Source organism: Labrenzia sp. VG12, from assembly GCF_002237595.1.
Classification (GTDB): domain Bacteria; phylum Pseudomonadota; class Alphaproteobacteria; order Rhizobiales; family Stappiaceae; genus Roseibium.
In genome coordinates this window covers 1,648,954-1,662,918 of the sequence record NZ_CP022529.1, presented here as the reverse complement: position 1 = coordinate 1,662,918, position 13,965 = coordinate 1,648,954, and the positions used below count along the sequence as shown (strand labels likewise).

14 protein-coding genes and 1 tRNA gene are annotated in these 13,965 nt (G+C 59.8%); 11 read left to right on the top strand and 4 right to left on the bottom strand.

What is annotated here, in order from left to right; genetic code table 11:
* Window positions 1-9 precede the first annotated feature (9 nt).
* Together CHH27_RS07600 and CHH27_RS07595 are read left to right on the top strand one after the other, a co-directional pair.
* The gene (locus CHH27_RS07600) at window positions 10-876 is read left to right on the top strand and encodes a glycosyltransferase (protein WP_094071054.1); all 867 of its coding nucleotides are present in this window, start codon (window positions 10-12) and stop codon (window positions 874-876) included.
* Between the two features lies 1 nt (window position 877).
* Window positions 878-1,738 carry an NAD(P)-dependent oxidoreductase gene (locus CHH27_RS07595; protein WP_094071053.1) on the top strand — a complete coding sequence of 287 codons (861 nt, stop codon included), beginning with the start codon at window positions 878-880 and terminating at the stop codon, window positions 1,736-1,738.
* Window positions 1,739-1,929: 191 nt separating this feature from the next.
* On the opposite strand, the gene CHH27_RS07590 is transcribed toward CHH27_RS07595, so the two are convergent.
* Together CHH27_RS07590 and lipB are read right to left on the bottom strand one after the other, a co-directional pair.
* Window positions 1,930-3,888 carry a methyl-accepting chemotaxis protein gene (locus CHH27_RS07590; protein ID WP_094071052.1) on the bottom strand — a complete coding sequence of 653 codons (1,959 nt, stop codon included), beginning with the start codon at window positions 3,886-3,888 and terminating at the stop codon, window positions 1,930-1,932.
* Window positions 3,889-4,114: 226 nt separating this feature from the next.
* Complete coding sequence (gene lipB / locus CHH27_RS07585; protein WP_094071051.1) at window positions 4,115-4,822, bottom strand: lipoyl(octanoyl) transferase LipB; 708 nt, start codon at window positions 4,820-4,822, stop codon at window positions 4,115-4,117.
* 96 nt (window positions 4,823-4,918) lie between these two features.
* On the opposite strand from lipB, the gene CHH27_RS07580 reads away from it, so the two are divergent.
* From CHH27_RS07580 to mgtE, 7 genes are all read left to right on the top strand, one after another.
* Entirely contained in the window at window positions 4,919-5,185 is a 267-nt protein-coding gene (locus tag CHH27_RS07580) for a FliM/FliN family flagellar motor switch protein (RefSeq protein WP_094071050.1), read from the top strand.
* Window positions 5,186-5,317: 132 nt separating this feature from the next.
* Window positions 5,318-5,404 (top strand) — tRNA-Leu (locus CHH27_RS07575).
* Between the two features lie 195 nt (window positions 5,405-5,599).
* Window positions 5,600-6,181, top strand: a complete 582-nt coding sequence (locus CHH27_RS07570; RefSeq protein ID WP_157738784.1) for a hypothetical protein — start codon at window positions 5,600-5,602, stop codon at window positions 6,179-6,181.
* A 61-nt stretch (window positions 6,182-6,242) separates the two neighbouring features.
* Window positions 6,243-9,008 (top strand): DEAD/DEAH box helicase family protein, encoded by a 2,766-nt coding sequence (locus CHH27_RS07565; protein WP_094071048.1) that lies wholly within the window; start codon window positions 6,243-6,245, stop codon window positions 9,006-9,008.
* 104 nt (window positions 9,009-9,112) lie between these two features.
* Window positions 9,113-9,601 (top strand): hypothetical protein, encoded by a 489-nt coding sequence (locus CHH27_RS07560; protein ID WP_094071047.1) that lies wholly within the window; start codon window positions 9,113-9,115, stop codon window positions 9,599-9,601.
* Window positions 9,594-9,938: a hypothetical protein gene (locus tag CHH27_RS07555; protein WP_094071046.1), complete on the top strand. Its 345-nt coding sequence runs from the start codon at window positions 9,594-9,596 to the stop codon at window positions 9,936-9,938. Before CHH27_RS07560 ends, CHH27_RS07555 begins: the two co-directional genes overlap by 8 nt.
* A 183-nt stretch (window positions 9,939-10,121) precedes the next feature.
* Window positions 10,122-11,537 carry a magnesium transporter gene (mgtE, locus tag CHH27_RS07550; protein WP_094071045.1) on the top strand — a complete coding sequence of 472 codons (1,416 nt, stop codon included), beginning with the start codon at window positions 10,122-10,124 and terminating at the stop codon, window positions 11,535-11,537.
* Window positions 11,538-11,558: 21 nt separating this feature from the next.
* On the opposite strand, the gene CHH27_RS07545 is transcribed toward mgtE, so the two are convergent.
* The gene (locus CHH27_RS07545; protein ID WP_094071044.1) at window positions 11,559-11,999 is read right to left on the bottom strand and encodes a DUF1330 domain-containing protein; all 441 of its coding nucleotides are present in this window, start codon (window positions 11,997-11,999) and stop codon (window positions 11,559-11,561) included.
* Window positions 12,000-12,049: 50 nt separating this feature from the next.
* Between CHH27_RS07545 and CHH27_RS07540 the strand changes: the two genes are divergently transcribed.
* Window positions 12,050-12,655, top strand: coding sequence for a TetR/AcrR family transcriptional regulator (locus CHH27_RS07540; RefSeq protein ID WP_157738781.1), 606 nt, complete (start codon window positions 12,050-12,052; stop codon window positions 12,653-12,655).
* A gap of 9 nt (window positions 12,656-12,664) precedes the next feature.
* On the opposite strand, the gene CHH27_RS28295 is transcribed toward CHH27_RS07540, so the two are convergent.
* Window positions 12,665-13,405, bottom strand: coding sequence for a MarR family winged helix-turn-helix transcriptional regulator (locus CHH27_RS28295; RefSeq protein WP_094071042.1), 741 nt, complete (start codon window positions 13,403-13,405; stop codon window positions 12,665-12,667).
* A 134-nt stretch (window positions 13,406-13,539) separates the two neighbouring features.
* Here CHH27_RS28295 and CHH27_RS07530 point away from each other — a divergent pair, with 134 nt between their 5' ends.
* Complete coding sequence (locus CHH27_RS07530; protein ID WP_094071041.1) at window positions 13,540-13,965, top strand: organic hydroperoxide resistance protein; 426 nt, start codon at window positions 13,540-13,542, stop codon at window positions 13,963-13,965.

Genomic DNA, 13,965 nt, shown 5'->3' with positions numbered 1-13,965 from the left:
GGTCTGGCCATGCAGGATGCTCCGGAATTTGACAGGGGACCGGCCAGCCGGACCGCCTATGTGACACTGGTGACCAACCGGGACTATGTGCTCGGGGCGTCCGCGCTATTGCGTTCGCTGCGGCGGACCGACACGGAGGCAGACCTTGTGGTGCTGTTCACGCCGGCGGTCGCAGAAGACGACCTGTCGGTTCTGACACCCTTTGCCCCGCGGCTCGGCCGTTGCGAACGCCTGCCGACGTCAGAGACTTTCAACGAGCGTCACGAGCGTGGCCGCCTGCACAAGGCGGCCCCGTTCACGAAAGGCGGCAAGCCGGTGTTTCATACACCGCTCGATAATTTCGTGAAGCTGCGCCTCTGGCAGCTGAAGGACTATGAGCGCGTTGTTTTCATCGACGCCGACGCATTGGTGCTCCGGAACTGCGACAAGCTGTTCGGCTATCCGGAGTTCTGCGCCGCGCCCAATGTCTATGAAAGCCTGATGGATTTTCACCGCCTGAACAGTGGTGTTTTCACGGCGAAGCCGGATGAAGGCACCTTTGCCGCAATGCTGGAACGACTCGATCGGCCGGAAGCGTTCTGGCGGCGCACCGATCAGACGTTTCTGGAGCATTTCTTTCCCGACTGGCACGGACTGCCGGTCTTTTACAACATGCTGCAATATGTCTGGTTCAACCTTCCGGACCTCTGGGACTGGCGGCAGGTTCACATTCTGCACTACCAGTATGAAAAGCCCTGGCAGACCGGTCACGACAAGGCTGAACGCCTGCGGCCCCTGATCGATCTCTGGCAGGCCTATGCGACCGGTGACGGCATTCCGGACGTGATTTCGGATCTGCCCGGACCGCTGGACGGACCGGCGCGGAAAGCATCCTGACATGCATGTCCTGCTGACGGGGGCTAGCGGGACGGTCGGGCGGTTCATCCTTGATCGGCTGATCAGGGATGGCCACAGTGTCACATGTCTTGGGCGCCAGCCGGTTGACGGATTTTCGGCCGGATTTTGCCGGTACGACCTTGCAGATCCTCAGCCGGAGCTGCCGCAAGCCGACGCATTGGTTCATTGCGCCTTGCTGCATGAACCCGGGAGGTTTCGGGGCGGCGAGGGGGACGATCCAGAAGCATTCACCCGGGTGAATGTCGGGGGCACGGAAGCCCTGTTTGACGCGGCAAAACGCGCCGGATGCCGGCATGCCGTGTTTCTCTCAAGCCGGGCGGTCTATGGTGATCACCGGCGCGGCGACCTGCTTTCAGAAAGTGATCAGCCACGGCCGGATTCGCTTTATGGTGAGATCAAGCTGGCCGGTGAGCAGGCACTTGAAGCCCGGAGCGACGCGCATTTCGGTGGCAGCGTCCTGAGAGCAACCGGCATTTACGGACTGCCACCCGGGCTCAGTTCACACAAATGGTCCTCCATGTTCGAGGCCTTTGCGTGTGGTGAAGAGATTGCACCGCGCCGGGCAACGGAAGTTCATGGCGCGGACCTGGCAGCCGCCGTGTCCCTGCTGCTGGGACGAAACGGCCAGTCGCCCTTTGATGTCTTCAACGTGTCGGATCTGTTGCTCGACCAGCGAGAGCTGCTTGAGCTTTATGCTGAATTTTCCAAAGTGTCCGGCAAGTTGCCGGATGAGGCCGAAACGGTGCCGGGCGTCATGGCCACAGACAAGCTGCGCGCCCTCGGTTGGAGACCGGGTGGCAAACAAACACTGCAAAGGTTTTTGCGGGACGTGGTGAAATAACCGGGCAGGAAACGTCGACCTGATCTTCTGCCCGGGCGACTCCGCGCCACGAGACGTCCGAATGGCAAGGCCTTTTCCGCCGTGTTTGATCGATATGGACGCCACCGTCGCACGCTGGCTCGAAGCTGGCGGGAGGCAAAAAAGAAGGGCGGACCAGCAGGTCCGCCCTTTTCTCCAAACTTCCGTTTCAATCAGGCGGCGCGGATGCCGTCGAAGAAGCGTTCGACCTTGGAGCGCAGGTCCGATGCCTCGCTGGAGAGCGACTCGGCGGTCGACAGGACATCGGCCGCATTCCGGCCCGTTGACTGGGCGCCGCTGGAAACCTGGATGATGGTTTCGGAGATCGAATCCGTGCCGGTGGAGACCTCGTTGACGTTTTTCGAGATCTCGTTGGTTGCTAGGCTCTGCTGTTCGACCGAGACCGAGATGTCCTTGGAGATCTCCGACATTTCGGCGATCACGTTGGCAATGTCCTTGATGGCATCGGCCGCCTGGTTGGAAACGGTCTGCATCGCCTGGATCTGGGTGGCGATTTCTTCCGTTGCCTGGGCGGTCTGTGTTGCCAGGGATTTCACTTCCGACGCCACGACCGCAAAGCCCTTGCCGGCTTCCCCGGCCCGGGCTGCCTCGATGGTGGCGTTCAGGGCAAGGAGGTTGGTCTGGGCAGCGATGTCGTTGATCAGACTGACGATCTGGCTGATCCGGTCCGTGGTTGCTACCAGGCTCTGGACGGTCTGATCTGTCTGGGAAGCTGCACTGGAGGCCTTGTCGGAGATGCCGGCCTGGTCTTCCACGCGCCGTGCGATTTCGGCGATGGAGGAGGTCAGCTCTTCGGAGGCGGCTGCAACCGAGCGTACATTTGCGGCCGTGTCGCCGGTGGTGCGGGCGGCTGCTTCCGCATCGGTCGAGCTCTTGTCGGACGTTTCTGCCAGCTCACGTGCCGTGCGTTCCAGCTCGTCGGTGGCGTTGGAGACGGTTTCCAGAACGCTGCGGATTTCCTGGTTGAAACCGCCGAGAAGATCGTCGACAGCGGCGGCACGGCGTTGCTTTGCTTCCTGTTCGGCTTCGCGTTCCGCCTCCAGTTCACGCTGCGCCTTGCCGTTGGTCTTGAAGACTTCAACCGCGTTGGCAATCGATCCGATCTCGTCGTTGCGCTCCAGGCCCTGAACCGGTGCATCGAGGTCACCTTCGGCGATCTCGGCCATGGAGCGGGTCACGGAGGCCAGCGGGCGGGCAAGCAGGGTCTGGAACAAGGTCCCCAGGATGACCAGCATCAGCACGGTGGCGATCACCGTGGCAATGATGGCCGAATAGCGGAAACTGGTCAGGCTGGCATAGGCCGCGGCCTCGTCAACCGACAGGCCGATTTGCCAGTCAACCGGAAGGCCGGTCACGGCAACAAACTGCACGATCCGGTCGCCATTGGCATTGGAGGCATATTGCGGCTCGGCGGAGACCTTGACCGTGCTTTCCGGAAACAGGTCGCTCAAGGGCTTGGAGATCAGGTCGCTGTCGGGGTGGACGAGGATGGTGCCATCCGCATCCGTTACGAAAACATACCCCATTCCGCCCATGTCGGAGGAGGCCAGCATGTTGGCCAGGGTCGTGATTTCAAAGTCGCCGCCGACAACACCGGCAAGAGATCCGCCGGCCTTGACCGGCGTGGCGGCCGTCACGATCAGATTGCCTGAAGAGGCATCCTGATAGGGCGCGGTAATGGTGGAGCTGCCCTTGGCGGCAGCGTCCTGGTACCAGGGTCGCTTGCGCGGGTCATACCCTTCTGGCAGATCCGCCTCCGGCCACATGTTGAAGGCACCGTCTTCGGCAACACCGTAATAGGTGGCGCTGAAATTGTCGGTCAGGGTCTTCAGGTTGAAGAACTCGGGCGTGACGTCGTCTGCCTTGGCGATCCGTTCGGCCGTGGTTTCCACAAGCAGCAGACGTGCCTCGAACCAGTTGCGAACAATATTGACTTCGGATTGTCCGACACCGGTCATGTAATCGCGCACTTCGTCGGATTTGGCGTTGCGCTGCAGGGTGTCGTTGAAGAGGCCGAAGCCGGCGAAAATCGCCACAATGACGGCGGCTGCCGCCAGCAGGATCTTGGTAATGACGCTCTTGGATGAGCGTTGCGCAGGAGACTGGGTCACAAACTCTGGTCCCGATCGTTGAGAAAGTTTGTGTCTTTCTTGGCGCAAACGAGTGAAGGAATATTAAATCTGGCCGGGTGTTGCCGGTTAATACATGAAGGAGATCAGTATTTTGAAAAAATACCCGCAATAATGACAATGATTATTTCGGGTGGGCTCTGTCGGTGGCAGCAAACGCGTTGGAGGAGCGAATCATTTCTCGTGGTTGTGGCCGCCAGGGATCCCGTCAGCGCAGTTCCGTCGGGCCGAAGATTTTCTCAAATTCCCCCCGAAGGACGCTGTCGTTTTCAGCCATTGTCACGGGAATGCCGAGGTCGACCAGGCTGGTGACACCATGCTCGGTGACGCCGCAGGGGACGATGCCTGAGAAATGCTCCAGTTCCGGCTCGACATTGAAGCTGATGCCGTGAAAGGCCACCCACTTGCGCAGGCGAATGCCGATGGCGGCGATCTTGTCCTCGACGGTCGCGCCGCGATCCGGCCGGCGTACCCAGACGCCGACCCGGTCCTCTCGCCGTTCGCCGCGGATATGGTAGTGCCAGAGCGTGTTGATCAGCCAGGCTTCGAGTGCGGAGACAAAGGCGCGTACGTCCTGATGGCGTCGCTTCAGATCAAGCATCACGTAAGCAACCCGCTGGCCGGGACCGTGATAGGTATGCTGACCGCCGCGCCCTGTGCGATAGACCGGGAACCGGTCCGGCGCGACCAGATCGGCATCGTCGGCGCGCTTGCCGGCGGTATAAAGGGGAGGGTGCTCCAGCAGCCAGACCTGCTCGCCCGCGTCACCCGCTATGATTCTCGCAACATGCGCATCCATTTCCGCGATCGCCTGCTCATAATCGACAAGGTCGTCCGAAATACGCCATTCCACCGGTGCAGAGCCCGGTTTTGGCAGAAAACTGTAAGAAAGGTCGTCTCTATCGGCTGGTGACATGTGGATGACACTTCATTGTTTTTTGAGCTGGCAGGCCGTGCCGTGATATGATGGAGCGCTGGCGGGCAATGCCCCTTTTAAGGATCAATGCGTCCAATGACCACCTTTGACGAGATCAAAGTCGACATATCCGTTGTGCTGGGGGAGAACGAGATGCCCGTTCACCAGCTCCTTCGCATGGGCCGTGGTGCCGTGATCGATCTCGATGTCAACGAGGACGATGACGTCAGGATCTACGCCAACAACACCCTGGTCGCAAAGGGCCAGGTGGTGCTGCTTGGCGAGCGGATCGGCATCTCGATCACAGAAGTCCTGATGCGGCCACCCGAGATCCGGCCGATGCGCACCGATGGGCCGCTCTAGCCTGAATGCACAGCTGTTTTGAAGAAATCTCGTGAGCCTGTGAATTATTGCAAAAAGGGCTCTTGCGCCCCCAAATTCCTTTTGCTACATGGAGCGCCTCGACGCTGACAGGCGCCGGGAACAATCGAATATGCGGTCGTGGCGGAATTGGTAGACGCGCAGCGTTGAGGTCGCTGTGGGGTAAAACCCGTGGAAGTTCGAGTCTTCTCGACCGCACCATATTCGAAGCATGCTACCAGTGCTTCACCAAAAGGCTGCCCCCGGGGCGGCCTTTTTGGTTTTTGGGTCGCTTGGAAGGCACAGATGGATGCGCTTGTCGGCGCAGCGCCGAATATGCTTTCTTGTCCCGGCGTTCGATTCACAGCGTCTTGCCTGAACAGCTTCTGTCCGGGAGACGCGTGTCAGGGGCTGAAGATGTTGACTTTCAAAGCAAATCTTACATTGCCGGTGTTGGCCGCAGTGGCCATGCTGCCGATCACCGGCAGCGGTTTCGCCCAGGAGCCAATGATCTCGCCGCAATCGGTGGTTGGCTCCGCGACCGTGCCCATTGACGGCGACATCTATCGCTACCGGGCCGTGCTCGCCGAAACGGAAGACGGCGGCGACCTCTATGTCTTCACCGATGCGGGCGAGGGCTGGGTTCAGGCCGTCCATGCCAAGGATATTGTCTGGCGGGGCGGCATGTATGGCCAGGAACCGTGGATGGAAGAAACCGAACACGGGTCGCTGAAAATCTATTCGGAGAACTCGTCCATCGGACGGGATCGCTGGGAACAGATCCTGACCATTGCCTATCGGGGTGGCGCCTTTGTCGTGGCGGGCTATACCTACAGCTACTACGATACGCTCGATCCGGATGCCGCCGGCCAATGCGACGTCAATCTGCTGACCGGCAAGGGTGTGCACAACGACAGGCAATTCAAGACGAAACTTCCTGCCATGAAGGTTGCTGACTGGACAATGGAGACCAGGCCACCGGAATGTGCAAGGGACTGACAGTCTTGCAGGGTCTCGCCTTCCGGCCGGTCTCCGTTGCGCGCAAGTCCAGCGGTCCGGCATGACGGGTAACTCCGATAGCCGGCACCGGTTTGACCAGATCCTGCAAAGCATGCGCTTCAAGTTTCCCTGGAGAGACTATCAACAGCGGGTTCTGGATGAACTGGATCGTCATCTGGACGATTCTCAGTTGCATGTCGTTGCAGCGCCTGGGTCTGGCAAAACGGTGCTCGGCCTGGAGGTGCTGCGTCGCCTTGGAAAACCGGCCATCGTTTTTGCGCCGACACTGACGATCCGGCAGCAATGGAAGTCACGTCTGACAGAGCTGTTTCTGCCGGATGGGGCTGACGACAGCTGGATATCGCTGAACATCCGGGAAGTGAAACCGGTCACGATCGTGACCTACCAGGGCTTTCACGCCGCAATGACGGGTACGCCGCCGGCGGCTGGAGACGGAAACGGTTGGTCAGATGCCGAGAAACTTGTTCAGCAGTTTCGAGACCTTGGTATCGGCACGCTGGTTTTCGATGAAGCGCATCACTTGCGCAAGGAGTGGCACCAGTCCCTCATGCAGCTGCGCCAGGCGCTTCCCGAGGAGACCACGACCGTTTCTTTGACCGCGACGCCGCCTTATGACACCGACGCGGCGGAATGGGACAATTATGAAGCCCTGTGCGGTCCGATAGACTGCGAGATTTCCGTGCCGGAGCTGGTCAAGACCGGCGACCTGTGTCCGCATCAGGACCTGGTCTGCTTCTCCGCGCCAACTGCAGACGAAACCAGCTTCATCAATGCGTTTGCCAACAATCTCAATGGATTTGCACAAGACCTGCTGATGAACGCGGAATTTCTTGACCGCCTGGAAAATCTGCCCTGGTTTCGCAATCCGGCCGATTGGGAAGAGGAGCTTTTCCGTCAGGCAGACGTCTGTCTCGCCGCGCTGGTGTTTCTGACTGCCGCCGGACGTTCTGTTTCCCCGGTGCTGCTGGAACTCTTCAGTCTGGACAAAGGGGAACTGCCCGGGCTGGATCGGGAGTTTCTGGAATGCCTGTTGAACGGTGTCCTGAACGGCGAGATGGCCGACCGGTTCGAGCCGGATTTCCGAAAGGAAATTTCCAGGAAGCTCAAGACCTTTGGCGGAATGCGCGGCAAAAGAGTCGCGCTTGCCAACATGGACCGGATCGATCGCATGCTGCGCAACAGCCTGGGCAAGATCCAGAGCATCCGGTCCATCGTGGCAGCGGAATGCTCCAGTTTGGGCAGTCGTCTGCGCATGGTCATCCTGACCGATCACATTCACCGCGATCTTCAGCCCAGTGATCAGCAGGCGGACTATGAACCGGTCAAGATCGGCGCGGTGCCGGTGTTCGAGGTCCTGCGCAATCGCGGTGACTATGCCTACGAAGTCGGGCTGTTGACGGGTTCCTATGTGGTCTTGCCGGCCAAGGCACTGGAACTGTTGCAAGCCGCCTGCGGGAAAGCCGGGCTCAGCCGGGACGACCTGCGTTTGCGACCGCTGGCCCACGATGCCGATTATGTTGAGGTGGAACTGACGGCCGCCGTCCGTCATCTGACGGTCCCCCTGATGACCGAAGTGTTCCGGAAGGGCGGCGTGACCGTGCTTGTCGGGACCCAGGCGCTTCTGGGAGAGGGCTGGGACGCGCCCTGCATCAATTCCCTTGTGCTGGCGAGCACGGTCGGATCGTTCATGCTGTCCAACCAGATGCGGGGCCGCGCCATCCGGAAGGACCCGGAGGACAGCCGGAAAACGGCAAATGTCTGGCATCTGGCTTGTGTCAATCTGCCGGACACCAGCAGCGTCGCCGGCAAGGTTCTGGAGACAGGCCGGCAGATGGGAAGACACTTCAAATCGCAGGAGCCCCTGCGCGAGGATCTCGGACAGGATGCCGTACTGCTGGTGCGCCGCTTCAAGGCCTTTGAAGGCCTCAGCATGAGCGATCCGCCCTATATCGAAACAGGGTTGGGACGGCTGGGGTTCGCCGAAACGGTCTGGTCGGAAGAAGCGCTTGATCAGGTCAACGGGGCAACCTTTGCCAGAAGTGCCGATCGGGCAGGGCTTGCAGAGCGCTGGAAGCTGGCCCTTTTCAAGAGCTCGGCTGGTGCAAGACTGCGCCCCATGGCCGCCGTGCGCAGAGCCCCCCAGAGCTGGGTCTATCGCAGGGCCAGGCGTATGGGTGGGGTGATCCTGCCCTTGCTGGTTCTGGCCGTTGCTGCGCTGGCCTATTCCCTCTGGGAACAAAAAACGGTGTCTGCCCTGGGGGCGGCCGTCGTCCTATTGCTCACGCTCTTGCTCGCGAAGAAGGAAAACCTCCTCAAGACGGTTCCGCGGGCGCTACGCAACCGGTCGGTGGAACAGAATCTGTCGCAGATCGGGAAGGCTGTGCTTGAGGCGCTGTCGGAAACAGGGCAGCTAAAGACACCGGTCCATCAGTTGAAGCCTGCTGTTCATGTTCTGCACGGCGAGCATTTCTGCAGCCTGGATGGCGCAGAGCCCAAGGAACAGGCGCTTTTCCTGAAATGCCTGGAGCAGCTTTTGAGTCCAGTGGAGAACCCAAGATACATCCTGTTGCGGCAGGTGCGCGGTTATGGGCAGACGCGTACCGATTATCATCCGGTTCCAGATGCCCTCGGGGCCCGGAAAAACCAGGCGGAAGCCCTGGCGCGCTGTTGGCAGCGGCATGTTTCGGATGTCGATCTTGTCTCGGTGAGGTCCAGGGAAGGGCGCAGGCTCCTGTTGACGGCAAGGATGGAAACATATTCTGCCGATCTCAGTCCTCATGCCGAACGTCTGGGACGTTGGCTATAGACGCAGGTGATCGTGTCGGCGTGTGTCAGGAGCAAGTGCTGACGCTCTCATTGATGCCGCATTTGCACCGCTGCTATGTCCTTGAAAACCAACCTGGGTGACGTGTGATCTCGACCGACAAGACCATTTTGAAACGGGCGGCGCTCCTTGGTGTCGCAATTGCCGTTGTTGCACTTTTGTTGCTTCAGCTGGTCACGACCGTTTTCTCGATCAAGGACTTCTGGCTGGTTGCAGTCCAGAGTGCAGCCGTGTGGCGTCACGTGCTTCTGCCTCAACTGATGTCGCCTGGCGTCTGGTCGATCCTGATTTCAACACTTGAATGCCTGGTGATTTTGCTGGTCCTGACGCTGGTGGTTCTGAGACCGCGCAAGGCCTGGAAAATCTATCTGGCGCTGGTTGTCCTGGAACTGATCTCGGCTTTGCTGTCTTTTGCGGCCCTGCGACCGGACATGCCGGATCAGCTTCAGTCTGCTGTGATCCTGGGGTATGGCTATGCCCTTCTGCGCATGGGCCTGACGTTGGTCCTTCTCCTTTTGCTGGCCAGATTGGCGGCGGCGACAAGCAGTACTGTGGAGGTTGAAAACCGTGCGTGACGTTTTCCGGTACTGGAAGAAAGGCCATCGCAGCAGCAGGCTCAAACCGATAATCGCTTTGGCTTTCTTGTTGTCGTTCGCAGATATCGCGTGGGCCCAGAAGCTCACGGTCAATCCCGGTCGCTTCGGGGCGATGACCTGCCAACAGCTCTGGTATACCGAACAGGAAGTGCTGGCGGAGGGGCGTGTGTGTCTGAAGAGCGAGCGGGCCCGACGGGCGTTTCGGCAGGCGCCGCGCTGTATATCCGATGACGAGACCATTTTGCCGGCAAAGGTGGAAGCCTATCTGGAGCAGCTGCGTGCGGCCGCGCGCACCAAGGGTTGCCGAGGTTTTTGACGGCGCCTGACCAGCTGGATTGTCCGGCGTGGAGCACACGGTTTCAAGTTGCTTTCATCTGCGTAAGTCTGTGGACCGGTTTCGTTTTTCCTGTGGCGCTTTTTCCCTGCAAACGCTAGTTCTGGACGAACGCCGGTGCAGGCTCACCGGATCGGGTCAACACGCAGGTGAGGAGGGTGCCGGATGAGCGAAGCAGCTGAGCTTGATGTCGCCGTGCCGTCCGAACCGCTGATCCCGGTGCGTGACGAAGAAGAGCGCCTCAATCCTGATTTCATTGCCGCCGTCGAAGCGGCAATCCAGGCAAAGGACACGGTTGCGCTTCGCGAACTGGCCGGCGACCTGCACGAGGCCGATACCGGCGATCTGCTTGAAACGCTCGATGCGGATGACCGTGCCGCCTTTGTCCGGTTGCTGGGCGACGAGTTCGACTACACCGCACTGACGGAAATCGACGAGGCGGTTCGCCTTGAACTGCTGGAAGAGCTGCCCAACGAGGTCATCGCCGAAGGTCTGGAAGACCTTGATTCCGATGACGCCGTCTACATCCTGGAAGACCTGGACGAAGACGATCAGGCCGAGATCCTGGAAGAGCTGCCCTATGCCGACCGGGCGCAGCTGCAAAAGGCTCTGGACTATCCGGAAGACAGCGCCGGCCGGCGCATGCAGAGCGAATTCATCGCCGTTGCGCCCTTCTGGACCGTCGGACAAACCATCGACTACATGCGCGAGGCGCGGGATCTTCCGGACAGTTTCTACGAAATCTACGTGGTGGATCCCAAGTTCAAGCTCCTGGGGGCGGTGCATCTGGACAAGATCCTGCGCACCAGGCGCGACGAAAAGGTCACTTCCATCATGGAAGAGACGCGGCAGGCTGTCCTGGCAACGGAAGACCAGGAAGAGACCGCCCGTCGGTTTGAACGCTACAATCTGGTCTCTGCCGCCGTCGTTGACGAAAATGAGCGACTTGTCGGTGTGCTGACCGTCGATGACATCGTCGATGTCATCCAGGAAGAAGCGGAAGAAGACATTCGCGCGCTGGCCGGTGTTGGCGACGAGGAAATCTCCGACGATGTCATCACCATCGCGCGCTCGCGGTTTACCTGGCTGGTCGTCAATCTGGGAACGGCCATTCTGGCGTCCGTGGTGATTGCCCTTTTTGAAGACACGATCGAGGCCATGGTCGCGCTCGCCGTGCTGATGCCCATCGTGGCCTCCATGGGTGGCAATGCGGGCACGCAGACCATGACGGTTGCCGTGCGCGGTATCGCCACCCAGGAGCTGGGCGCCCGCAACATGCTCCGCGTCCTCAATCGTGAGGTGCTGGTGAGCGTGCTCAACGGTGTGGCGCTGGCGGTGCTGATCGGGGTCACGGCCTGGCTCTGGTTTGCAAGTCCGGGCCTTGGCGTGGTGATCGCCGGGGCGATCGTGATCAACATGCTGTTTGCCGGTCTCTCCGGCCTGCTGATCCCGATCGCGCTTGACCGGATGAATGTCGATCCGGCCATTGCCTCCAGCGTTTTCGTGACGACGGTGACCGATGTGGTCGGCTTCTTCGCCTTTCTCGGCATTGCCGCACTCTGGTTCGGCCTGCCGTTCTAGATCTCTTTCCGTTTCATTGGCTTAATCGCCACAAACGATCACTTTCTGGCGTTCACAGGCAGCCGTGCGGTGGTGAAACGCACCCCGATAGGCTTCATCGGAATAAAGGGCCGTGAAGGCCTTCAGGTCCGGATAGGCGCCGATGGCGATCAGGTCCCAGTCCTCGGTCTCGCCCAGAAACATGCCCTGAAACGGACCGACATAGAGAAAACGGCCACCGGCGCGCTCCATGGCCGGTACGCTGACAGAGGCATAGTTTGAAAAGGCTTCCTGGCCTGACACGGTCTCGGCGTCATCCTGATAGAGCGCTTTTTCCCTGAGTTTGAAGAAATTGATCAAGGTGACGGGTTTGTCGGGTGCCCGGCCCAGAAGGTCTGCCCACTGTGTTTCTGTCGGGCTGGTGCCGTCGAGGCCCGGTCCATACCAATCGGCGAATTGCAGGGTTTGCTGGTTGACGGTCATTGTCGATCTCCATAATTTTACACATGTCAAATATGGAGATGACTTTACACGTGTCAAGTGAGCGGCGACTGCAAAAAACCAGAGCAGAGATCCTGGACAAGGCCTGGAGCCTGATTTGCGACCACGGCGCGGACGTGTCCCTGGCCCAGATCGCAAAGGCGGCCGGGATCAGCCGGCAATCGGTCTATGATCATTTCGGCTCGCGCGGGGGCATGATCCTGGCGCTGGTCCGGCGCACGGACGAACGACTGGATATCAGGGCCAGGCTGTTTGCGGCTTTCGAGGAAACAGACCCTCGAGTGCGCCTCGTTTCGACGGTCGAGGTGTGGATCCGGTTCGTGAAGGAAATCTACCCGGTGGCTTCGGACCTGATCCGGCTCAGAAGCACCGATGCGGACGCCTCTGCCGCCTGGGAAGACCGGATGAGTGAATTGCGGGACTGGCTTTTAACCCTGACGCAGGGACTGGAAAAGGAAGGGGCCCTGGCGCCGGACTGGACGGCAAAGCAGGCCGCGGATTACCTGTGGGCCTCCTTCAGCGTGCAGACCTGGGGCCTGTTGACCCGGGACTGCAGCTGGCCGGAAGAGATGGCGCAGGAAGTTCTGAAACGCACGATCTGCCAGGCGTTGTTGCGTCAGGACAGGTCTTGGTCCTGACGCTTTGCATCAGGCGTCGAGGCCTGCTTCGCGCAGATTGTCGCGCAGCTGCATGATCCTGGATTGCAGCGTCATGACTTCCTCGAGTTTCAACCCGGTCGAGGACAGAATGCAGGTGCTGAAATGCTCGGTCTTTTTCTGCAGCGCGCGGCCCTTGCGGGTGAGTTTCAGGATGACCTGACGCTCGTCCTTGGGATTGCGAGTCCGGGTCACGAGCCCCATGGCTTCGAGCCGTTTCAGCAGCGGTGTCAGCGTGTTGGTGTCGAGCTGCAGCTTTGCGGTGATGGTGCCGACCGGTACGTTGTTGTTTTCCCACAACACTGTCATGGCCAGGAATTGCGGATAGGTGAGGCCGGCTTCCTTCAGGAGGGCCTTGTAGACCCCGTGCATCGCGTGGTTGGCCGAATAGAGCGCAAAACAGAGATACTGGTCTAGGGAAACCGGATTGGCCGCATCGCCCGGAGCAGCCGGTGTTTCCGGCACTGAAGGCGCTGTGTCTTCCGCCTCCCTATCGGTGGCAGAAACGGTGACGGCAGCAGGTGGGTCCTCCTGCGGGGCCGCCGCCGCGACCGGTGCAGGATCTGCGGCTTTCGCAGGCGCCTCATCGGGTGCCGCGGCTTTCTTCTTGCGCGGTTTTTTCTCAGACTTTTCGGCTTTCGCCGGCTTGTCTTTTTTCTGTTTCTTGGTCTCTTCTGCCGCGGGCAAACCGATCGCGTCCAGAAGCGACATCTGATTGGTCGTCTCGTTCATGAGTCCGTTATAAATCGCGCGCGATATGGTCGCAACCTGTTGACGGTTCTGTGCAGCTTCTATATGTGGGTAATGTATATCGCGCACGATTTAATCTTGTGCGATTTAAAGAGATTGAGCTGAAGGATAGCAAGATGGCTGTAGACGTGCTTTACGAAACGAAAGCGAAGGCAACCGGTGGCCGGGACGGCGCTGCAGAGACGCTGAGCGGGTCTTTCAAGGTTGCCCTTTCAACGCCGAAGGAACTCGGCGGTGCCGGCGGCCCGGGCAACAATCCGGAAGAACTGTTCGCGGCCGGCTATGCCGCCTGTTTCATCGGGGCGATGAAATTTGTCGGTGGCCAGGAGAAAATCGCTGTTCCGGTAGACGCATCCATTACCTCAACGGTCGGGATCGGTCCGCGATCGGAAGGCGGTTTCGGTCTGACGGTGGCGCTCGACGTCTCGCTGCCGGGTCTCGAAACGGCTGTCGCCGAGGATCTGGTAGCCAAGGCACATCAGGTCTGCCCTTATTCCAACGCGACGCGCAACAATATCGACGTCAAGCTGACCGTCGTCTGA

Excerpts from the sequence above, each read along its gene's own strand:
- CHH27_RS07580 (WP_094071050.1), top strand. The coding sequence starts at position 4,919 with ATGACCACCTTTGACGAGATCAAAGTCGACATATCCGTTGTGCTGGGG.
- CHH27_RS07600 (WP_094071054.1), top strand. The coding sequence starts at position 10 with ATGCAGGATGCTCCGGAATTTGACAGGGGACCGGCCAGCCGGACCGCC.
- CHH27_RS07595 (WP_094071053.1), top strand. The coding sequence starts at position 878 with ATGCATGTCCTGCTGACGGGGGCTAGCGGGACGGTCGGGCGGTTCATC.
- mgtE (WP_094071045.1), top strand. The coding sequence starts at position 10,122 with ATGAGCGAAGCAGCTGAGCTTGATGTCGCCGTGCCGTCCGAACCGCTG.
- CHH27_RS07570 (WP_157738784.1), top strand. The coding sequence starts at position 5,600 with ATGTTGACTTTCAAAGCAAATCTTACATTGCCGGTGTTGGCCGCAGTG.
- CHH27_RS07565 (WP_094071048.1), top strand. The coding sequence starts at position 6,243 with ATGACGGGTAACTCCGATAGCCGGCACCGGTTTGACCAGATCCTGCAA.
- CHH27_RS07530 (WP_094071041.1), top strand. The coding sequence starts at position 13,540 with ATGGCTGTAGACGTGCTTTACGAAACGAAAGCGAAGGCAACCGGTGGC.
- CHH27_RS07545 (WP_094071044.1), bottom strand. The coding sequence starts at position 11,999 with ATGACCGTCAACCAGCAAACCCTGCAATTCGCCGATTGGTATGGACCG.
- CHH27_RS28295 (WP_094071042.1), bottom strand. The coding sequence starts at position 13,405 with ATGAACGAGACGACCAATCAGATGTCGCTTCTGGACGCGATCGGTTTG.
- lipB (WP_094071051.1), bottom strand. The coding sequence starts at position 4,822 with ATGTCACCAGCCGATAGAGACGACCTTTCTTACAGTTTTCTGCCAAAA.